Annotated in this window: 16 protein-coding genes; 2 read left to right on the top strand and 14 right to left on the bottom strand. The window is 70.6% G+C overall.

The features are described 5' to 3' along the window. Positions 1-3: 3 nt before the first annotated feature. The 12 genes from mmsA to ACFVN5_RS14320 form a co-directional block, all read right to left on the bottom strand. Positions 4-1,533, bottom strand: a complete 1,530-nt coding sequence (gene mmsA, locus ACFVN5_RS14375) for a multiple monosaccharide ABC transporter ATP-binding protein (protein WP_376955919.1) — start codon at positions 1,531-1,533, stop codon at positions 4-6. A gap of 139 nt (positions 1,534-1,672) precedes the next feature. After that, positions 1,673-2,752: a multiple monosaccharide ABC transporter substrate-binding protein gene (gene chvE, locus ACFVN5_RS14370; RefSeq protein WP_376956817.1), complete on the bottom strand. Its 1,080-nt coding sequence runs from the start codon at positions 2,750-2,752 to the stop codon at positions 1,673-1,675. A 185-nt stretch (positions 2,753-2,937) separates the two neighbouring features. Further along, entirely contained in the window at positions 2,938-3,708 is a 771-nt protein-coding gene (locus tag ACFVN5_RS14365) for an L-ribulose-5-phosphate 4-epimerase (RefSeq protein WP_376955918.1), read from the bottom strand. A gap of 237 nt (positions 3,709-3,945) precedes the next feature. Beyond that, complete coding sequence (locus ACFVN5_RS14360) at positions 3,946-4,965, bottom strand: LacI family DNA-binding transcriptional regulator (protein ID WP_376955917.1); 1,020 nt, start codon at positions 4,963-4,965, stop codon at positions 3,946-3,948. 204 nt (positions 4,966-5,169) lie between these two features. Further along, positions 5,170-6,720 carry an MFS transporter gene (locus tag ACFVN5_RS14355; RefSeq protein ID WP_376955916.1) on the bottom strand — a complete coding sequence of 517 codons (1,551 nt, stop codon included), beginning with the start codon at positions 6,718-6,720 and terminating at the stop codon, positions 5,170-5,172. An 87-nt stretch (positions 6,721-6,807) separates the two neighbouring features. Then, entirely contained in the window at positions 6,808-7,638 is an 831-nt protein-coding gene (locus ACFVN5_RS14350) for an aldo/keto reductase (RefSeq protein ID WP_376955915.1), read from the bottom strand. A 120-nt stretch (positions 7,639-7,758) separates the two neighbouring features. Then, positions 7,759-8,706 (bottom strand): cyclase family protein, encoded by a 948-nt coding sequence (locus tag ACFVN5_RS14345; RefSeq protein ID WP_376955914.1) that lies wholly within the window; start codon positions 8,704-8,706, stop codon positions 7,759-7,761. Beyond that, positions 8,703-10,172, bottom strand: coding sequence for an APC family permease (locus tag ACFVN5_RS14340; RefSeq protein WP_376955913.1), 1,470 nt, complete (start codon positions 10,170-10,172; stop codon positions 8,703-8,705). The genes ACFVN5_RS14345 and ACFVN5_RS14340 overlap by 4 nt, the downstream gene beginning before the upstream one ends. 159 nt (positions 10,173-10,331) lie before the next feature. Continuing rightward, complete coding sequence (locus ACFVN5_RS14335) at positions 10,332-11,123, bottom strand: slipin family protein (RefSeq protein ID WP_376955912.1); 792 nt, start codon at positions 11,121-11,123, stop codon at positions 10,332-10,334. A gap of 156 nt (positions 11,124-11,279) precedes the next feature. Continuing rightward, positions 11,280-12,440: a cystathionine gamma-synthase gene (locus tag ACFVN5_RS14330; protein ID WP_376955911.1), complete on the bottom strand. Its 1,161-nt coding sequence runs from the start codon at positions 12,438-12,440 to the stop codon at positions 11,280-11,282. A gap of 46 nt (positions 12,441-12,486) precedes the next feature. After that, positions 12,487-13,854, bottom strand: coding sequence for a cystathionine beta-synthase (locus ACFVN5_RS14325; protein ID WP_376955910.1), 1,368 nt, complete (start codon positions 13,852-13,854; stop codon positions 12,487-12,489). A 120-nt stretch (positions 13,855-13,974) separates the two neighbouring features. Then, positions 13,975-15,483: a sugar porter family MFS transporter gene (locus ACFVN5_RS14320; protein WP_376955909.1), complete on the bottom strand. Its 1,509-nt coding sequence runs from the start codon at positions 15,481-15,483 to the stop codon at positions 13,975-13,977. A 188-nt stretch (positions 15,484-15,671) separates the two neighbouring features. Between ACFVN5_RS14320 and ACFVN5_RS14315 the strand changes: the two genes are divergently transcribed. Both ACFVN5_RS14315 and ACFVN5_RS14310 read left to right on the top strand, forming a co-directional pair. Then, the gene (locus tag ACFVN5_RS14315; RefSeq protein WP_376955908.1) at positions 15,672-16,325 is read left to right on the top strand and encodes a DUF3105 domain-containing protein; all 654 of its coding nucleotides are present in this window, start codon (positions 15,672-15,674) and stop codon (positions 16,323-16,325) included. A 53-nt stretch (positions 16,326-16,378) separates the two neighbouring features. Then, positions 16,379-17,092, top strand: a complete 714-nt coding sequence (locus ACFVN5_RS14310) for a DUF305 domain-containing protein (protein ID WP_376955907.1) — start codon at positions 16,379-16,381, stop codon at positions 17,090-17,092. Positions 17,093-17,140: 48 nt separating this feature from the next. On the opposite strand, the gene ACFVN5_RS14305 is transcribed toward ACFVN5_RS14310, so the two are convergent. Further along, positions 17,141-18,574: a mechanosensitive ion channel domain-containing protein gene (locus ACFVN5_RS14305; RefSeq protein ID WP_376955906.1), complete on the bottom strand. Its 1,434-nt coding sequence runs from the start codon at positions 18,572-18,574 to the stop codon at positions 17,141-17,143. Next, complete coding sequence (locus tag ACFVN5_RS14300; RefSeq protein WP_376955905.1) at positions 18,571-20,703, bottom strand: adenylate/guanylate cyclase domain-containing protein; 2,133 nt, start codon at positions 20,701-20,703, stop codon at positions 18,571-18,573. The genes ACFVN5_RS14305 and ACFVN5_RS14300 overlap by 4 nt, the downstream gene beginning before the upstream one ends. Positions 20,704-20,742: the final 39 nt, after the last annotated feature.

Below are 20,742 nucleotides of genomic sequence, written 5' to 3'. Positions count from 1 at the left end.
CGGCTAGCGGGGCTTTTCCATGGTCATGAGCTTGAGCATCGCCTCGGGGGTGGCCTCTTCGACGGGGAGCTCACCGGTGATGCGGCCCTCCGAGAGGGCGTAGACGCGATCGCAGATGCCGAGCAGCTCGGGCAGCTCCGACGAGATCACGATGATGCCCTTCCCGGCCGCGGCCAGGCGGTTGATGATCGTGTAGATCTCGTACTTGGCGCCCACGTCGATGCCGCGCGTCGGCTCGTCGAGGATCAGGACGTCGGGGTCCGAGTAGATCCACTTCGACAGCACGACCTTCTGCTGGTTGCCGCCCGAGAGCTTTCCGGTCTTCACCAGCACGCTCGGCGCCTTGATGTTCATCGACTTGCGGTATTCGTTCGCGACCGCGTACTCCTCGTTGTCGTGCACGAGGCCGTACTTCTCGAGCTTCTTCAGCGACGCCATCGAGATGTTGCGCTTGATGTCCTCGATGAGGTTGAGGCCGTACGTCTTGCGGTCCTCGGTGGCGTAGGCGATGCCCTGGTCGATCGCCTCGGCGACCGTGCGGGTCTTGATCTCCTTGCCGCGGAGGAACACCTTGCCGGTGATCTTCGACCCGTAGCTCTGGCCGAAGAGGCTCATCGCGAACTCGGTGCGCCCCGCGCCCATGAGGCCCGCGATGCCCACGATCTCGCCCGCTCGAACGTGGAGGTTCACGTTGTCGACCATGACTCGAGAGGTGTCCTGCGGATGGTGCGCCGTCCAGTCCTCGACGCGCAGGAGCTCCTCGCCGATGTTCGGCGTGTGGTCGGGGTACCGGTGCTCGAGGTCCCGGCCGACCATGTCCTTGATGATGCGGTCTTCGGTGACGTCCTGCTTGGCGATGGTCTCGATGGTCTTGCCGTCGCGGATGACCGTGACGGAGTCGGCGACCTTCTTGATCTCGTTCAGCTTGTGGCTGATGATGATCGACGTGATCCCCTGCCCCTTGAGGTGCAGGATCAGGTCGAGCAGGTGGTCGGAGTCCTCGTCGTTGAGCGCGGCGGTGGGCTCGTCGAGGATGAGCAGCTTGACCTCCTTCGAGAGCGCCTTCGCGATCTCGACGAGCTGCTGCTTGCCGACGCCGATGTCCATGATCTTCGTCGTGGGGTTCTCGCGCAGGCCGACCCGGGCGAGGAGCTTCGATGCCTCGAAGTTCGTCTTGTTCCAGTCGATGAGGCCGCCGCGGCCCTTCAGCTCGTTGTTGAGGAAGATGTTCTCGGCGATCGACAGGTAAGGGCTGAGCGCGAGCTCCTGGTGGATGATGACGATGCCCTTGGCCTCGCTGTCGGTGAGGTCCTTGAACGCCACCGTCTCGTTCTCGAAGACGATGTCGCCGTCGTAGCTGCCGTGCGGGTACACGCCCGACAGCACCTTCATGAGGGTCGACTTGCCGGCGCCGTTCTCGCCGCAGATCGCGTGCACCTCGCCGCGCTCGACCCCGAGGGTGACGTTCGACAGGGCCTTCACGCCCGGGAACGTCTTCGTGATGCCGCGCATCTCGAGAATGTTGGTGGTCATCCTTGCTCCTGCTTCATTGCCGGGTGGGGCCGGCCGGACGACGGATGCCCCTGCGGCCGGGACCTGAGGCGAGAGTACTCCCGCCCAGGCCCCGACACGCGGGACGAAGCGTCATCCGGCCGGCATGCTCCGGTGGTGACTAGCCGTTGATTTCCTCTTCGGTCCAGTAGCCGCTGTCGACCAGGACCTCGGTGATGTTGTCCTTGACGACGATCTGCGACTCGAGGAGGTAGGACGGCACGACCTTCACGCCGTTGTCGTAGTCCTCGGTGTTGTTCACCTCGGGCTCCTCGCCGTTCAGGATCGCCGACGCCATGTCGACGGCGACCTTCGCGAGCTCACGCGTGTCCTTGAAGATGGTCGCGAACTGCTCGCCCGAGTTGATCGCCTTGACCGAGTCGAGCTCGGCGTCCTGGCCGGAGATGATCGGCCAGCCCTCGCCGACGGAGTAGCCCGCGTCGGTGAGCGCCGAGATGATGCCGCGCGACAGGCCGTCGTACGGCGAGAGCACCGCGTTGACCGTCGAGCCGTCGGAGTACGTCGAGGTGAGGATGTTCTCCATGCGCTCCTGCGCGACCTCGCCGTCCCAGCGGAGGATGGCGGCCTGCTCGAAGTCGGTCTGGCCCGACTTCACCACGAGGGTGCCGTCATCGATGAGCGGCTGGAGCGTGTCGATCGCACCGTTCCAGAAGAACGTGGCGTTGTTGTCGTCGGGCGAACCGGCGAACAGCTCGATGTTGAACGGGCCGGCCGGGGCGTCCGCGGCGGGCTCGCCCTCGAGGTCGGTGAGGCCGAGGCCGTTGAGGAGCGACGTCGCCTGCTGCACGCCGACCTTGTAGTTGTCGAACGACGCGTAGTAGTCGACGTTCTCCGAGTCGCGGATGAGGCGGTCGTAGGCGATGACGGGGATGTCGGCGTCGGCCGCGTCCTGCAGCACCTGCGACAGCGTGGTGCCGTCGATCGAGGCGATGATGAGCGCCTCGGCGCCCTTCGTGATCATGTTCTCGATCTGCGAGACCTGGGTGGGGATGTCGTCCTCGGCGTACTGCAGGTCGACGGTGAAGCCCTGCTCCTCGAGCTGCTCCTTGACGGCGTCGCCGTCCTGGATCCAGCGCTCCGAGCTCTTCGTCGGCATCGCGACGCCGATGAGGCCGCCGTCTCCGCCGCCGTCGCCGCTGCCACCGCCGCTGCCGCCCGAGCACGCGGCGAGAGCCAGCATCGAGCCGGCCGCGAGCGTGGCGAGAAGCACCTTCTTCGTGTTCTTCACGGTGTTTCCTTTCACTGTGTTGTCAGTCATGGACGTCGTTGTCTTGGTGACAGTCGGAGCCGGCTTCGTCCATGTCAGCCGCCTCCCTCGCGCCGGTCGTGCTGTGCCGACGGTCGCAAGCTCTCGGGGTCGCCGGATCATGATCCGACCTTGGTGGTGCGGCGGGCGGCCTTCGCCCGCGGGGAGGTCTTCGGGGTGCCGGCACGCCGGGCGTCGCCCTGCTGCCCGTACACGTTCTGGTACCGGTCGTAGAGGCGGTCGACCGCGTCCTGCGGGATGGGGACGAGCGGGCCGGCCTCGCGGGCGAGGTGCACGGTGCGCGCGACGTCCTCGACCATGACCGCGGCCTTCACGGCGTCCTTCGCGCTCGACCCGATCGTGAACGGGCCGTGGTTCTGCATGAGCACGGCGCGCGAGCGGTGGCCGCTCAGCGTCTCGACGATGCCCCGACCGATCGAGTCGTCGCCGATGATCGCGAACGGACCGACCGGGATAGGTCCGCCGAACTCGTCGGCCATCGCCGTGATCACGCACGGGATCTCCTCGCCGCGCGCCGCCCAGGCGGTGGCGTAGGTCGAGTGCGTGTGCACCACGCCGCCGACCTCGGGCATGTTGCGGTACACGTAGGCGTGCGCCGCGGTGTCGCTCGAGGGGGCGCGGTCGGCGCCGGGCGTGCCCGGGATCACGTTGCCGTCGAGGTCGCAGAGGATCATGTTCTCGGGGGCCAGCTCGTCGTACGAGACGCCCGACGGCTTGATCACGAAGAGGTCGGCGCCGGGCACGCGACCCGAGACGTTGCCGCCCGTCCAGACGACGAGGCCGTAGCGCGTGAGCTCGGCGTGGAGCTTGGCCACCTCGGCGCGGACCCGGGCGATGGCGACCTCGACCTGCGGGCCGAACGAGCTCATCGCACACCTCCGCGGGCACCGGCGAACGCGCTGCGGCCCTGGGCGGGCACGTGCGCAACCTCGGTGATGAGCACGCGGGACTCCTTCGTCGATCTGGATGGAACCGGTTCGTGTGACGGTGATGTGACCGTTCACACGAACGTCACACATGCTAACCGCACCAACGATCGTGCTGTCAACTCACGGAGGTCACGGATCGGTAACAGCGCGTGACCGGGCCGGTGGCGAGCCGACGACTCACCACGGCGGCGCGCCCGTCGACCCGCGGATGATCAGCTCGGGCACGATCGTCCCGTGGTAGTCGGCCGCGGCGGGGTCGAGGTCGCCCAGCAGCAGCGCCACGCAGCGGCGTCCGAGCTCGGCGAAGTCCTGCCGCACGGTCGTGAGCGGCGGCCAGAAGTGCGGCGCCTCGGGGATGTCGTCGAACCCGATGATCGAGATGTCGCGCGGGATCTCGAGCCCCGAGTCGCGGACCGCGTGCATGAGGCCGAGCGCCATCTGGTCGTTCGACGCGAAGATGGCCGTGAAGTCCCGCACGGTGAGCAGTTCGCGCCCGGCCCAGTAGCCGAAGTCGGCCGTCCAGTCGCCGAGGATCGGCGCGGTCGTCGGCACGTCCTGCGAGCTCATCTCGTCGAGGAACCCGCGCATCCTGGCCTCGGCCTCGATCCAGTCCTGTGGCCCCGCGAGGTGGTAGATCCCGCGGTGTCCGAGCTCGATCAGGTGCCGCGTGGCCATGCGGGCGCCGGCGATCTGGTCGACCGAGAGCGCGTGGTCGGGGTCCCGTCCGGTCGACTGCAGCGACACGTAGGGCACGTCGATCGACAGCTGCGCGAGCGTGTCGAACACGCGCACCTGCGGCGCGATCACAACCAGGCCCTCGATGCCCTGCGCCGCGAGATGGGCGAGCCCGTCGGAGATCGAGCCGGGGTCCGCGGTGTCGATGTTCGCCGTGCTGACCCAGTAGCCGGCCGCGCGCGCGGCCTCCTCGATGGCGGCGATGCTCGACGCCGGGCCGTACTGCGTGCTGGACGCCGAGAGGATCCCGATGGTGCGCGATCGGCTCGTGACGAGCGCCCGCGCGGCGCGATTGGGCTTGTACTGCAGCTCGGCCATGACGTCGAGCACGCGCTGCTTCGTCTCGGGCCGGATGCTCGGGTGGTTGTTGAGCACGCGCGACACCGTCTGGTGCGAGACGCCCGCCAGGCGCGCGACATCGCGGATGCTCGGGGCTCTCCCCCGCTGCGGCTCCTCTGGCACGGCGTCCTCGATCGGGTCCCGGCATGTGCACGGTCACATGCTTCGTCGACTCCAATTATGCACAACTCCGCCGGAATGTGACGGTCACAGATGTGACGTCACATCCGCGAGGGCACGGGCCACGACCCGTATGCGTGTGCCGTCACACGACCGACAACGCCCAGAGACCGACTCGGATGCCGCGACGGCGCCGTCGCGCTGGATTCAGGCCGATTCGGATGCCGCGACGGCCCCTCGAGGGCGTACCCGGGGCGCCAGCACGACCGCGAGCACTGCGATCGCCACGGTCACGGCGAAGTCCGCGGTGAACGCACCCGCCGCGAGCGAGCTGGACACGAGCGCGGTGAGCGCGAGCGCGACGGCCGCGCCGAGCGACTCACCGATCGAGAGCGCGGCGCTGTTGAAGCCCTGCGACGACACGGGCGACAGCTTCAGCACGGCGACCGAGAAGCGCGGGTACATGATGCCCATCGCGCCGCCGGCAATCGTCCAGGCCACGAACGCGATGGCCGGCGCCAACGTGAACGCCGACACGAGCAGCACCACGACGAGCGCCGCCGCGAGCACGCTCGCGCCGAGCTGCACCGCCTGCGTGTTCGACATCCGATCGCCGAGGCGACCCTGGAGCCACGAGCCCGCCGCCCACGTCACGCCCGCGCCCGTGAGCACCGCGCCGGCGAGGCTCGGCGAGAACTCGTAGCGCTCGATGAGCAGGTAGGGAAGGTAGATCTCGCTGCCGAAGAACGCGCCCGCCACGATGAGCCGGAGCAGGACGGTCGCGGGCATCCCCCGCGCGGCGCGCAGGGTGCCGACCGGCATGAGCGGTCGGGCGGCGACGGCCACGAGCGCGATCGACGCGATCGCGACGACCCACTGCCACGGGTCGGGCAATTCCTTCGAGAGCGACAGCGTGAGCGCCGACGCCGCCGCGAGCACGGCCCACGCGACCCGGGCGACGCTCCAGCGCACCGCCGGATCGCCCTGCACCTGGTCGCGCACGCGCAGGATCGGCGGGAGCATCATGGCCGCGGCCGGCACGATGAGGGCGATCACCCCGAGGAACACCCAGTGCCAGCTCACGGTCTCGGCGACGAGGCCTGCGAGGGCCGGACCGACGATCGACGGGATCACCCAGGCCGCCGCGAAGCCGGCGAACACCCGCGCCCGTAGCGCTTCTGGATAGATGCGCGCGACGATGACGTAGAGCGGCACGATGACCGCGGCGCCCGAGATGCCGTGCACGAAGCGCCCGAGGATGAACATCGGCATGGTCACGGCCGTGCCGGCGATCAGCAGGCCGACGACGAACAGCACCGCCGACGTGATGAGCGATGGCAGTGGGCCCGATCGGTCGGTCCAGTTGCCGGCGAGCACCATGCCGATGATGCCCGCGGCGAGCGGCACGGCGAACGCCAGCGCGAAGAACTCGAGGCCGTCGAGGTCGCGCGCGACGAGCGGCATGATCGTGGTGACCGCCATGGCCTCGAACGCCGCGAGGAAGATGATCGAGTACATGCCGATCGAGAGCCACCGGTAGGGCAGCGAGAACGTGCTGCGCGCCGGCGGTGCGGCCGCGGCGGCGCCGGCCTCGGCCATTGCGCCGGTGTCGACCCGATGGAGGGCGTCGGGCTCGGTGCTCGCCGCGGCATCCGACCCGACTCGAGCGGATGCCTCGGCCGACGCGACCGTCTCGACGACCGGCTCCACCGAATGCCCGGAGGTGTCGGGTCCGGGGTTCGTCGTCGAGTCGCTCACTCGATTCAGACTATCCCCGGCCACCGACGGATCGTCGCCCCGGCGACCTCCCGGCGAACGAGCGCGGTCGCCCCGTCGGACCTCGGGCTAGAACTCCTCGTGCGTGTCGGGGTCGGCCCCCCAGAGGCGACCGCGCGAGAGCGCGGAGACGGCCTCGACCTCCTCGGGCTCCAGGGTGAACGAGAACACGTCGAGGTTCGCGCGGCGGCGCTCGGCATCCGCGGACTTCGGGATCGGCACGGCCTCGAGCTCGACGTGCCAGCGCAGCACGATCTGCGCGGGCGACACGCCCTTCTCCGCCGCGAGCTCGGTGATGACCCCCTCCTGCAGCAGCTCGGAGCGCTTCGCGAGCGGGCTCCAGCTCTCGGTGCGGATGTCGTGCTCGTCGTGGTAGGCGCGCAGCTCCTCCTGCGGGAAGTACGGGTGCAGCTCGACCTGGTTGACCGACGGCACGACCCCGGTCTCGCGGTCGAGGCGGTCGAGCATGTCGGCCGTGAAGTTCGAGACGCCGATCGAGCGGACGACTCCGCGCTCGCGCAGTCGGATCATCGCCCGCCAGCTGTCGATGAACTTGTCGATGCGCGGCAGCGGCCAGTGGATGAGGTAGAGGTCGACCCATTCGACGTCGAGGCGCCGGCGCGACTCCTCGAGGCTGGCGATCGTCTCGTCGTACCCGTGGTGGCGGCCGGGGAGCTTGGTCGTGATCACGAGGTCGCTGCGGTCGACGCCCGAGCGGCGCACGGCCTCGCCGACGACGTCCTCGTTGCCGTAGTTGTACGCGGTGTCGAGCAGGCGATACCCGTCGGCGATGCCCGAGACGATCGCCTCGATACCGGCCTGCTCGTTGAGCCCGTAGGTGCCGAGCCCGATCGCCGGGAGGGACGTGCCGTCGCGAAGCGAGTACTCGGGAGCGATCATTCCCTTATCCTCACGCACGAACTCGGCGGATGCCACCGCACGACGCCGTGGGTCGCCACGTGTCCTATCAGGTACGGGTCGGCCGCCGCGACCGTCGGATCGCCGACCCCGGCCCTCGGCTCAGCCGACCGGCAGCTCCACGAACGCCCGCACCGGGAACGTGCCGAAGCCCTCGACCCGCGGCGGCACCGCCGTGAAGCGCGCGCCGTGCACGGGTACGCGGTCGAGCGCCGTGAGGTGCTCGACGACGTGCACGCCGGCGGCGAGCAGGATCGAGTGCGCCGGGCGCGTGCCGCCCGACTCGGTGTCGTCGATGTTCAGCGAGTCGATGCCGACGATCGCGACACCCGCGTCGACGAGGTGCTGCGCGCCGGCCTCGGTGAGGAACGGCGCTCCCTGCGCGTACTCGGGCGTGCCGAAGTGGCGGCTCCAGCCGGTGTGCAGCAGCACGGCGGTGCCGGCGAGGTCGCGGTCGAGCAGGGCCTCGGCGGGGATGCCGCGCGTCGTGGCATCCGTGAACCGGAAGACCTCGGCGGGCACGCCCACGAGCGTCGCGAGGTCGAGGCTCGCGAGGTCGCCGCCCTCCGCGTAGCGGTGGTACGGCGAGTCGAGGTAGGTGCCCGTGTTGCCGGCCATCGTGATGATGTCGATCGCGAACTCGGTGCCGGGCGCGTAGTGGTCGCGCGATGCCTCGCGGGTCAGATGCGGGGTGATGGTCGGCGCCGGGATGCCCGGATACGTCACGAGCCCGGCCCGGATCGGGTGGCTCAGGTCGACGAGCTCGCCTCGCGTTGCGCCCGCGGCGCCGGTGCGGGCAGCGGATGCCGCGGCATCCGTCGCCGTGTCGGCCACGCCGCGCGACCCCTTGTGCGCCTCCTCGACGATCTCGAGGTTCGTCAGCGCGACTCGGCCGACCATGGCGAGGCCGAGGTGCCGAACGAAGAGCTCGCCGATCTGCGTCTCGGTGAGGGCGGCCGACGGAAGGTCGAGCCGGAAGCCCTGGGCCTGCAGCCCGCCTCCGTTCACGAAGTCGATGTCGGCGTCGAAGGCAGCGCGGTACTCGGTCAACGGGGCTCCTGTCGGGCGGTGGCGGTGAGGACGGGTTCGGAGACGCGGGCGTCGGCGTCGGCATCGTCGCCATCGGCGTCGGCCGCATCGCCGTCGGCCCGGGCGGCACGACCGGCCCGGACGGCGGCCCGCCTGCGCCGCACCCGGCGCACCAGGGTGAGGAGCACCGCGGCGAAGGCGAGCACGAGCGGCACGATGAGGTTGGCCCACGCGAGCACGAGCAGTCCGGCCGTCATGACGGTCGCGACGACCGCGAGCCACCAGCCGAGGCTCCAGCGCTTGAGCAGCAGCGTGGCGGCGAGCATGCCGGCCGCGTAGATGGCGACCATGTTGCTCGTGTGGATGAGGATGAACCCGGTGAGGTCGAGCCGGTTCACCAGCATGAGGCCGAAGTAGACGACGATGAGCACACCCGTGAGCGCGAGCGATCGACGCGGGACCTCGCCGTCGGCAGCACCCTTGGCCAGCCACCGCGGCAGGTCGCCGTCGCGGCCGAGCGCCGCGCCGAGTTTGCCGAACGCGGGCAGGTAGGCGTTCACGACGCCGAGCGTCACGACGGCCGCGACGATCGCCACCAGCACCGACCCGATGCCGGGCGCCGTCGACTCGACGAGATCGAGCAGGGGCACCTGGCCCTCGCCTGCGCGCGGGCCGAGCACCGCGACGGTCACGAACTGGAGGGCCAGGTAGCCGAGGCCGACGACGACGATCGCGATCGCCGTGGCGATGGGGATCGTGCGGCGCGGATTCTTGAACTCGCCGGCGATGTGGGTGCCGACCTCCCAGCCGGCGAACGCCCACACGAACAGGCTGATCGCGAGGCCGACGCCGGCCCACCCGTTGGGCAGGAACGGCGTGAAGTTCGACGCCTCGACCGCGGGGAACGTGACGGCGACGACACCGACCACGACCGACAGCAGCAGGCCCGTGAGCACGAACTGCACCCAGCCCGCCACGCGCACGCCGAACCAGTTCGCGATGAAGGGCGGCACGAAGACCGCGAAGCCGATGATCGGCACGGCTGCGCGGTCGACGCCGAGCACCGCCACGACGTACTCGCCGCCGAGGATCGCGACGACCGGGGCGCCCACGCAGACGCCGAAGTAGAACCAGTAGCCCGTCATGCGCGCGGCCGTGGCGCCGAGCGCGCGGCGCACGTAGCTGGCGACGCCGCCCGCGTCGGGGTAGCGCGCGGCGAGCGCGGCGAAGGTGCCGGCGAGCGGGATGGAGAGCACGAGCACCGCGGCGACCGCGACGATCGACGCGGGGCCGGCGGCCGCCGCGGCGAGTCCCGGCAGCACGAGGATGCCGGTGCCGAGCACGCTCGCGATGTAGAGCGCCGTGCCCTGCACGAGCCCGAGCGTGCCGTGGTGCGCCTGCCCGCCGTCGGTCGCGGGAGCGCCCGCAGCGCCCGGCGCGGTCGCCGGTTGCGCGCCGATCGCGGCGCCCGCCTGATTCGATGTCACCCGCTCATTCTGGGGCATCCCACCGACACGTGCGATGGCAGGATCGACACACTTCATCGAATTCCTGCCACCGAGCGACAACGGGCACGACCCGAGCCGACGCCGGGCATCGTCCGGGCCGCGGCGGGCTGTGCCGGTCCGCCGCGGCGCTCCCCGGAGTCAGTGCCCGCGCACCTGCGACACCGCCGCCTCGCGGTCGATGAACGACGTGAGCTCGCCGATCGAGGTCATGAGCGGCGCCGGGAACACGACGAGCGTGTTCTTGTCGACGCCCACCTCCACGATGCTCTGCAGCGTCCGCAGCTGCAGTGCGAGCGGATGCGACATCATCGTGTCCGACGCGGCGCCGAGCTGGGCCGCGGCCATCGCCTCGCCCTCGGCGGCGATGATCTTCGCGCGCTTCTCGCGCTCGGCCTCGGCCTGCCTGGCCATCGCCCGCTTCATCGAGTCGGGCAGCAGGATGTCCTTCAGCTCGACGAGCGTCACCTCGACGCCCCACTCCGCGGTCGTCACATCGAGGATCTGCCGGATGTTGGCGTTCAGGGTCGCGGTGTCGGACAGCGCCTCGTCGAGGTGGTGCTGCCCGACGACCTTGCGCAGCGTCGTCTGGGCGATCTGGTCGATCGCGGACTGCACGTTCTCGATGGCGATCACCGACTTCACCGCATCGACGACACGGTAGTAGGCGACGGCCGAGACGCCGACGCTCACGTTGTCGCGCGTGATGATGCCCTGCGACTGGATCGGCAGCGTGACGATGCGGAACGACACCTTCGTCATCACGTCGACGAACGGGATGATGAAGCGGATGCCGGGATCGCGCACGCGGTGCAGCCGTCCGAACCGCAGCACGACACCGCGCTCGTACTGCTTCACGATCTTCACCGACATGAAGAACAGCACGATGGCGATGATGGCGACGATGATGATGGTGACCCAGAGCCAGACCATGGCGCTCATCTCCTCGGCGCCGGTGACGTGCCGCGCGCCGTCACCTCAATTGTGACACCGCGATCCGGGCGGAGGCCCGGCGCTCAGCGTCCTCGAAGGGACGGCCGCGTCTCGATACGCGTCCGGCTCCGCCGGGCGCTACTCGACGACCGGGAGCTACAGCCGCGCGAGCGCCCGGTCGATGTCCTCGAGCAGGTCCTCGACGTCCTCGATGCCGACCGAGAGGCGCACGATCGACTCGGGCACCTCGGCCTCGGTACCGCGGACCGACGCGTGCGTCATCTCCGACGGGTAGTTCACGAGCGATTCGACGCCGCCGAGCGACTCCGCGAGCTGGAACAGCTCCGTCGACTCCGCGAACCGGCGCGCGGCAGCAGCTCCGCCCTCGAGGTCGATCGAGACCATGCCGCCGAACGCCGACATCTGCCGGGCCGCGAGCTCGTGTCCGGGGTGCGACTCGAGGCCCGGGTAGAGCACGCGGGCGATGCCGTCGTGCTCCTCGAGCCGCCGAGCGATCGCGAGGGCGTTCTCGCTGTGCCGCTGCATCCGGATGCCGAGGGTCTTGATCCCGCGCGTCGTGAGGAACGCGTCGAACGGCCCCGAGACCGCACCGGCCGCGAACTGCGTGAACGTCACCCGCTCGGCGAGCTCCTCCTGCCCGGCCGCGAACACGAGGCCGCCGCCGACCACGTCGGAGTGGCCGCCGAGGTACTTCGTCGTCGAGTGGATCACGACGTCGGCGCCGAGCCCGATGGGCTGCTGCAGCGCGGGCGACGCGAACGTGTTGTCGACGACGACGAGCACGCCGGCCTCGTTGCCGAGCTCGGTGAGCGCGGCGATGTCCGAGATCTTCATGAGCGGGTTCGAGGGCGTCTCGACCCAGAGCACCTTGGTCGTGCCGAGCTCGACGGCGGCGCGCACCTGGTCGAGGTCGCTCGTGTCGACGGTGGTGTGCCGGATGCCCCACGCGCCGAAGATGCGACGCACGAGGCGGTGGGTGCCGCCGTACACGTCGTTGCCGATCACGACGTGGTCGCCGGGCGCGAGCACCGTGCGCAGCAGCGCGTCCTCGGCCGCGAGGCCCGACGCGAACGAGAGGCCGCGGATGCCGCCCTCGAGCGCCGCGAGCTGCGTCTCGAGCGCCGTGCGGCTGGGATTGCCGCCGCGCGAGTATTCATAGCCGCCGCGGAGTCCGCCGATGCCGTCCTGCACGTAGGTCGAGGTCTGGTAGATCGGGGGGATGACCGCGCCGGTGGTCGGGTCGAACGCCTGTCCGGCGTGGATGGCACGGGTGTCGAAGCGCGCGTCGTCGTGCATGGTGCATGGGCCTTTCATGACGGATGCCGCGGCGGCATCCGATGGATCAGGAGGAGAGGTACGAGAGCAGGTCGGTGCGGCTGATGACGCCGAGCGCCTTGCCGCCGTCGGTGACGAGCATCGCGGAGGCGTCGCCGAAGGCCGCTCGCGCCGTCGCGACGGGCTCGTTCACGCCGATGAGCGGCAGCGCGTCGCCGACCACGGTCGAGACGTCGTCGGTGAGCTTCGCCCGCCCCGAGAACACGAGGTCGAGCAGCTCCTCTTCATGCAGCGCGCCGAGGACCTCGCCGAGCACGACCGGCGGCTCGGCCGACAGCACGACGAGCTGCGAGACGCCCGTCGCCGCCATGCGGTCGATCGCGTCCTTCACGGTGTCGCTCGGGTGCACGTAGACGAGCGGCGCGGTGCGGTCGGCCTTCGCGTCGAGCAGGTTGCGCACGGTGTGACCCGCGGGCGCGTTGCCGAAGCCGTAGGCGCGCAGCCACTTGTCGTTGAAGATCTTGCCCAGGTAGCCGCGGCCCGAGTCGGGCAGCAGTACGACGAACACATCGTCGGGTCCGGCGGATGCCGCCGCCTTGAGCGCCGCGACGACGGCCATGCCGCTCGACCCGCCGACGAGGATGCCCTCCTCGCGCGCGAGCCGGCGCGTCATCGCGAACGACTCGGCGTCGGAGACCGCGATGATCTCGTGCGGCACCGCGGGGTCGTACGCCTTCGGCCAGAAGTCCTCGCCGACGCCCTCGACGAAGTACGGACGGCCGGTGCCGCCCGAGTAGACGGAACCCTCGGGGTCGGCGCCGATGATGCGCACGGCGTCGCCCGACACCTCCCGCAGGTAGCGCCCGGTGCCCGTGATGGTGCCGCCAGTGCCGACGCCGGCCACGAAGTGCGTGACCGTTCCGTCGGTGTCGCGCCAGATCTCGGGACCCGTCGTCTCGTAGTGCGAGCGCGGGCCGTTGGGGTTCGAGTACTGGTCGGGCTTGAAGGCGCCCGGGATCTCGCGTGCGAGTCGGTCGGAGACCCCGTAGTACGACTCGGGGCTGTCGGGCGCGACCGCGGTCGGCGTCACGACGACCTCGGCGCCGTAGGCCATGAGCACGTTGCGCTTGTCTTCGCTGACCTTGTCGGGGCAGACGAAGATGCACTTGTACCCCCGCTGCTGCGCAATCAGGGCGAGCCCCACCCCGGTGTTGCCCGAGGTCGGCTCCACGATGGTGCCGCCGGGCTTCAGCTTGCCCTCGCGCTCCGCGGCGTCGATGAGGCGGCTCGCGATGCGGTCCTTCACCGAACCGCCGGGGTTGAAGTACTCGAGCTTCACCAGCACCGTGGCATCCGTCACCCCCTCGGTGACGTGCTGGAGCTTGACGAGCGGGGTGTCGCCGACGAGGTCGACGATCGACTCTGCGTACTTCATGCCGTGTTCATTCCTCTGGTGGAGTGCGTCGAACAGCGAGCGGATGCTGCGCGGACGCGTCGGAAGGGGTCGCCTGTCTCAGCGACGACAACACAGCATGGGTGCGCTCACGCGCCCAGCCTAGCCGGACTGCACGGCCGGGCGCTTGGCCGAGCCCTTGCGCGCGAAGACCACCTCGGACTCCTCGAGCGACATGCCGTTCGTCTCGGGAACCTTCCAGAAGACGAACAGGAACGAGAGCACCGCGAACGACGCGTACATGCCATAGGTGAAGAAGAGGGACAGGTCGGCGAGCCACGGGAACGTGACCGTGATGAGGAAGTTCGCGATCCACTGGGCCGCCGCCGCGAGGCCGAGCGCACGCGCCCGGAACCGGTTCGGGAAGATCTCGCCGAGCAGCACCCAGACGAGCGGGCCCCACGAGAAGCCGAAGAACACGACGAACAGGTTCGCGGCGACGAGGGCGATCGGGGCCCAGGCGCCGGGCAAGGTCACGGCGCCGTCGACCTCGACCGAGTTCGCGAACGCGAACGCCATGGTGCCGAGGCTCACGGCCATGCCCGCCGAGCCGATGAGCAGCAGCGGACGACGCCCGACGCGGTCGACGAGCGCGATCGCGATGAAGGTCACCGCGATGTTCGTGATCGACGTGATCACGCTGATCGTGAACGAGTCGGACTCGTCGAAGCCGACGGCCTGCCAGAGGGTCGTCGAGTAGTAGAAGATCACGTTGATGCCGACGAACTGCTGGAACACCGACAGCAGGATGCCGATCCAGACGATGCCCTGGAGGCCGAACACCGGCCCACGCAGCGCACCCTTCTTCTTGCCGAGCTCGTCCTGCTCCATCGACGCGTGGATGTCGCGGACCGCGCGGTCCTCCTCGCCGGGCTGGATGCGCGCCAGCACCGTCCGCGCCTGGTCCTCCTTGCCCACCTTCACCAGGTAGCGCGGGGACTCGGGCAGCGTCAGGGCCAGCACTCCGTACACGACCGACGGGACGACGCACGCGATGAACATCCAGCGCCAGGCCTCGAGACCCAGCCAGAAGGGTTCGGCGGCGCCGCCCGCGGCGTTCGCGAACAACGCGTCCGACAGCAGGGCCGCGAAGATGCCGAAGACGATGGCGAGCTGCTGCAGCGACGCGAGTCGCCCGCGCATGAGCCGTGGCGAGATCTCCGCGATGTACGCGGGCGCGACCACGGAGGCGATGCCGATGCCGACGCCGCCGATGACGCGCCAGACGATGAGGTCGACGACGCTGAACGCGAGGCCCGACCCGATCGACGAGATGAGGAAGAGGATCGCGCCGATGACCATGACGGGGATGCGCCCGAACCGGTCGGCGAGACGGCCGGCGAGCTCCGCGCCCAGCGCGCAGCCGAGCAGGGCGCTCGCGACGGCGAAGCCGGTCACGACCGACGACAGCGCGAACTCCTGCTGGATCGCGTCGACCGCGCCGTTGATCACCGAGGAGTCGAACCCGAAGAGGAAGCCGCCGACCGCGCCGGCGGCCGCGAGGCCGATCACGCGCCCGGTGACGTGCTTCGGCGGCGCCGACGGCGGCCCGCCGTCGACCACTCCGCCCGCTTCGCTTCCGCCCGCCGGATCGCCTGCCGCGTTCGTCATCGCGCTCGCCCCCTCGCGCTGGACCGGGCCGCCCCCGTTGGCCCCCGGCAACTGGTGCTCACTCTACTCACGCCCGCGTTCGCGCGGTCGAAGGTTCCTCGGTACGGTGCTTTCACAGGTGCATGCGCTCGTATTGATGCTGCCCCTGCGCGCTCCCTGCGCACTCGACGCGACCGGAAGGCCCCCACGTGAGTTCTGGCAAGCCCACGATCAAGCAGCAGCGAGCGGCGGAGCGGGAGCGCAAGCTCGCCGAGTTCCGCAAGCAGGAGGCGCGCCGCAAGCGGAATCGCACGATCGCGATCGGGTCGGCCATCGTCGGCGGCGTGGTCGTCGTGGCGCTGCTCGTGGTGTCGTTCGTGCTCATCCCCCAGCCGGCGTCGTACTCGGCGGGCGGCTCGGGTGCCGATGTCGAGGGCGTCGAGACCTTCGAGAACACGTCGGCGCACGTCACGGGCGCGGTCGACTACGCGCAGACCCCTCCCGCCGGCGGCGAGCACAACCCCGCCTGGCTGAACTGCGGTGTCTACACGGAGTCGGTGCCGAACGAGAACGCGGTGCACTCGCTCGAGCACGGCGCCCTCTGGGTCACGTACGACCCGTCGCTCTCGTCGTCCGATCTCGACGCACTGAAGGCGAAGCTGCCGTCGACGTACGTCATCCTCTCGCCGTTCGACGGCCTCCCCTCCCCCATCGTGCTGAGCGGCTGGAACGTGCAGCTCCAGGTCGACGAGGCCGACGACCCCCGCATCGCCCAGTTCTTCGAGGAGTACTGGAAGAGCGACCTCGTGCCCGAGCCCGGCGCCCTGTGCACGGGCGGCGTGGACGCACCGGGCAAGGCGTGACCTCGGGACATCCGACGCTGGACGCGGCCGACGCCGTGGGGCACGACGACGACATGGAACGCACCGACCCCGACCCCGACGTCGCCGCCGAGCGCGCACCGTCGCGTGCCGGCCGGATCGCGGTGCTCGTGGCCGCCGGCCTCGCGCTCGTCGTCGTCGCCGTCGTCGCGTTCTCGCTCGGACGCCTCTCGACGCTCGCGGAGCCGACCCCTGGCGACCACAGCGCCGAGGCGGGCTTCGCGCGCGACATGCAGGTGCACCACCTGCAGGGCGTGGAGCTCGCTATGATCGTGCGCGACCTCACCGACGATCCCGACGTGCGCCGCCTCGCGTACGACATCGCGACGACCCAGTCGCAGCAGGCCGGCCAGATGTACGGCTGGCTCGAGGAGTGGGACATCTCGCAGGCGGGCTCGGAGCCGTCGATGACGTGGATGACGCGACCGCCGCTCGAGGGCGCCGACGAGCACGGCGGGCACGACGCGACGGGCACGGATGCCGCGGCATCCGCGCACGAGCCCGGAGCCCCGATGCCCGGCCTCGCGACGGCCGAGCAGATCGCCTCTCTGCAGGCCTCGACGGGCGTCGAGGCGGAGCGGCAGTTCCTGGAGCTCATGATCGCCCACCATCAGGGCGCCGTGGAGATGGCGGACGCCGTGCTCGCGCGCGCCGAGTCGCGCGTGGTGCTGAGCCTCGCGCAGTCGATCGTGAACTCGCAGCAGGCGGAGATCGAGCTCATGGAGGGCATGCTCGCCGAGCGGAGCTGACGCGGTCGCCCTCTCGGGCTCGGGCCGAGCTCGGGCGGGCCCAGGCGCTCAGCCGGCGACGCGCAGCGCGATGGGCGCCTCGACGCCCGCGCCGGCGAACGCGGTGCGGGCGCGGCGCATCCGCAGCTCGAGCTCCTCGCCGAACTCGCGGGCGAGGTCGGGGTCGTCGTGCACCAGGCCGGCGGCGACGTCGCCGGGGATCACGAGCATCGTGGCATCCGTCAGCGCGGCCGCACTCGCGTCGATCGGACGCCGCATGATCGCGGTCAGGCCGATCGGATCGTGGCGGCCGAGCTCGAACAGGGCGAGCGCCCCCGAGTCGCCCTCGGGCGCGGCGCGCATGACGACGCGACCTTCCACCACGATGCGCACGGCGTCGGGCACGACCCCGTGCGCCTGGATCGTCTCGCCCGCGGCGTACCGCTCGAGGCGGGCGCTGCCGCCCAGCGCTTCGGCCTGCGTCGGGTCGAGGTTGAGCACGGATGCCTCGCCGCGGAGCGCCGCCGCGACATCGGCTGCCGCACCCTCGTCGACCGGCGGGACGCCCGACTGGGTCAGGCCGGCACGGCGGGCGGCGTACCAGAGGCGCGTGCGGAACAGCTCGACCGCGCCCGACCGCTCGCCCGGCGAATGCACCGGGATGGCGACCCTGTACGCCCCCGCGCCGTCGGTCGTCGCCTCGGGCACGGCATCGGCCGGGCGGTCGGGCAGGTCGGCGGCGGTCGCGACGAGCAGGCGCTTGACGTCGTTCGGCGGGTCGGACGGGTCGAACTCGACCGTGGCCTCGGCGAACTGCGGTCCGGGCGTGCGCGAGAGGTTCGTGAACGGGGCATCCGCCAGCACCGCGTTCGGGACGATGCGCAGGCCGTCGCCGGTCTCGAGGTGCACCGAGCGCCAGTTCACCTCGACCACGCGGCCACGCACGTCGCCCGTGTCGATCCACTCGCCCTGTTCGAACGGCTGCTCGAAGAGGAGGAGCAGCCCCGAGATGACGCCGCCGACCGCGTGCTGCAGGGCGAGGCCGACGATGATCGACGTCACGCCGAGGGCGGTGAAGAGTCCGGCGACGTCGGCGTCCCAGACCCACGACATGAGCAGGCCGATGCCGACGACGACCACGACGACCCGGGCGATGTCGACGAAGATCGACGGGATCCGCTCCCGCCAGGTGCCCTTCGCGGCGCGCGTGAACATGAGGTGGTTGATGCCGTTCACGAGCACGAGGATCACGACGAAGCCGAACACGGTCGCGACGATGCGACCCCAGCTGAGCTCGAGCTCGGGGTCCTCGACCTGCCACAGCAGGATGAGCAGTGCGCCCGTCGGGAGCACCCAGTTGCGGACCAGCGTGAGCACGCCGACCGCGCGGCTGCCGCGCCGGTCGAGCATGACGATGGCCTCCGACAGGATCACGATCGCGATCGGCAGGCCGACGACGACGAGGACGGTCGGCCAGAACCACGGCTCCTGCACGATGCTCATGTCGCCTCCACGCGCCACACGCGCTGCGTGCCGGCCGTCGTCTCGACCTCGCCGGCGGGCTCGACGTCGTAGTGCCCGCGCGCCCGCTGGATGACCCGGTCGGTCGCGAACACGCCCGAGCCGCCCTGGTCGCCGCTCACGCGGAACGCGAGGTTCACGGCGTCGCCCCACAGGTCGTAGACGACGCGAGCCTGGCCGACGAGGCCGCTCGTCGCGTGCCCCGAGTCGAGCCCCGCGCGCACCGACAGCTCGGTGCCGTTGCGGTCGTTCCACCGGTCGACGACCTCCGAGAGGGCGAGCGCGAACTCGAGGGCGCGGCGCGCGTGGTCGACGCGCGGCACGGCGAGGCCGCAGCTGGCGAGGTAGCCCTGCCGGGTCGTGCGCACGCGCTCGACGCCGACGCGCTCGGCCACCTCGTCGAAGTCGCGGAAGATGTCGTTCAGCAGGTGCAGGGCAGCGGTCGAGTCGAGATCGGAGCTCGCCTTCTCGAAGCCGACGAGGTCGACGAACACCACCGTCACGTCCTGGTGGTCGGCGGCGATGTCGTGGTCGCCGTTGCGGTACCGCTCGGCCATCTCCTCGGGCATGAACGCGAGCATGAGGCGCTCGTTGTCGCGCTCCTTCTCGGCGATCACGGCCGACTTCGCCTCGAGGCTCCGGCTCATCTCGTTGAACGCGGATGCCACGTCGGCGAGCTCGTCGCCGAACCCGGCGCGCACCTGCACGCCCTCCTCCCCGCGGGCGATCGCGAGCGCGCCGTCGCGCAGGTGCCGCAGCGGACGCACGATGAGCCGCGCGAGGAACACCGAGAGCAGGCTCACGACGATGACGATCGCCGCCGTCGAGAGGAACAGTCCGCGCGTGAAGTCGTCGACGGGCCGCAGCGCCTCGGCGCGGTCGACCTGCGCGATCACGACCCAGTCGAGCCCGCCCGCGCGAACGGGTGCGTACGCGGTGAGCTGCTCGCCGCCGAGGTATCCCTCGGCGGGCATCACGCCCGACTCTCCGCGAAGCGCAGCGGCGACGGCCGCTGTCGTCACGGGCTGCAGCATGATCGTGTCGCCGTTCACCGCGGCGAGCTCGGCGACCTCGGGCAGCGTGCCCGCGTCGACCGCGCGCTGCACGTAGACCTCGGGGTCGGCGGTGAGCTGCCGGGAGTTCGAGCGCATGAGCTTGTCGGGCCCGACCAGGTAGGTCTCGCCCTGGATGCCGAGTCCCGTCGCCTCGTCGTCGCCGACCGCCATGACGTCGTTGATCGCCTCGATCGGCATCTCCACCGCGATCGCGCCGAGGACCTCGCCCTCGTCGGCGACCATCGCGACGGCCCATGCCGCGGGCACGCCGAGCGACGGCACGTAGGGCGCGAAGTCGGTGAACGCCACGTCGCCCGGCACGTTGCGGTTCATCGTGCGCCGGAACGCGTCGGCCAGGTCGGAGAGGCGGTACGGGCCCTCGACGAGGTCGGTGCCGAGGTCGACGCCCTTGAACGCGGAATAGACGACTCGGCCCTCGCGGTCGATGAGCAGCACGTCCTCGTAGTCCATGCGCTCGGTCATCTCGCGGAAGTACGGGTGCGCCTCGCGGTGCACGGCCGACCAGGTGCTGCCGTCGCCCGCGTCGTCGACGGCGATCGCCGCCTCGAACGAGTCGACGGGCACGGTGTAATGGGCCCGCAGGTAGCGCTCGGCGGGACTCGTCGGCAGGAACGTCGACACGTCGGCGACGCTCGTCTCCCCCATCGCCGCCGCGAGCTCGGGGCCGAAGCTGTCGCGGTACCAGTCGTCGACGAGGGTCTCGTCATCGGTGTCCTGGCCCTGCTCGTCGAGTTCGTCGTAGGCGGCCGAGAAGTCGCGCAGCGCCGCCTTCGTGCCGGCGCCCGACGCGGCCAGGGCGACCGCGCTGTCGATCGAGCCGAAGAGGTCGTCGATGCGGTCGGCGCGCGCGTCGCGCACCTCGACGAGGCGGCTCGCCGCGGCATCCGTGAGCGACGCGGCGCCGTTCACGTAGCCGATCAGGCCGACGACGATGCTCACCACGACCGTCGACGCGAGCAGCACGATCAGCAGGATCGAGAAGATGCTGAGGCCCGCGAACCGCGCGGAGAGGCGGCCGCCCTCCTTGGGCTTCATCGCCGCAGCGTGGGACACGAGCACCTCCCCCGAATTCCG

The organism is Agromyces sp. NPDC057865, assembly GCF_042796995.1.
GTDB lineage: Bacteria > Actinomycetota > Actinomycetes > Actinomycetales > Microbacteriaceae > Agromyces.
Note: the sequence above shows the minus strand (reverse complement) of the source record. Positions and strands in the feature narration are given on the sequence as shown.

Coding starts and splice junctions, on each gene's coding strand:
- mmsA (WP_376955919.1), bottom strand. CDS start 1,533: ATGACCACCAACATTCTCGAGATGCGCGGCATCACGAAGACGTTCCCG.
- ACFVN5_RS14335 (WP_376955912.1), bottom strand. CDS start 11,123: ATGGTCTGGCTCTGGGTCACCATCATCATCGTCGCCATCATCGCCATC.
- ACFVN5_RS14305 (WP_376955906.1), bottom strand. CDS start 18,574: ATGAGCATCGTGCAGGAGCCGTGGTTCTGGCCGACCGTCCTCGTCGTC.
- chvE (WP_376956817.1), bottom strand. CDS start 2,752: ATGCTGGCTCTCGCCGCGTGCTCGGGCGGCAGCGGCGGTGGCAGCGGC.
- ACFVN5_RS14330 (WP_376955911.1), bottom strand. CDS start 12,440: ATGCACGACGACGCGCGCTTCGACACCCGTGCCATCCACGCCGGACAG.
- ACFVN5_RS14310 (WP_376955907.1), top strand. CDS start 16,379: ATGGAACGCACCGACCCCGACCCCGACGTCGCCGCCGAGCGCGCACCG.
- ACFVN5_RS14350 (WP_376955915.1), bottom strand. CDS start 7,638: ATGATCGCTCCCGAGTACTCGCTTCGCGACGGCACGTCCCTCCCGGCG.
- ACFVN5_RS14325 (WP_376955910.1), bottom strand. CDS start 13,854: ATGAAGTACGCAGAGTCGATCGTCGACCTCGTCGGCGACACCCCGCTC.
- ACFVN5_RS14365 (WP_376955918.1), bottom strand. CDS start 3,708: ATGAGCTCGTTCGGCCCGCAGGTCGAGGTCGCCATCGCCCGGGTCCGC.
- ACFVN5_RS14320 (WP_376955909.1), bottom strand. CDS start 15,483: ATGACGAACGCGGCAGGCGATCCGGCGGGCGGAAGCGAAGCGGGCGGA.
- ACFVN5_RS14300 (WP_376955905.1), bottom strand. CDS start 20,703: ATGAAGCCCAAGGAGGGCGGCCGCCTCTCCGCGCGGTTCGCGGGCCTC.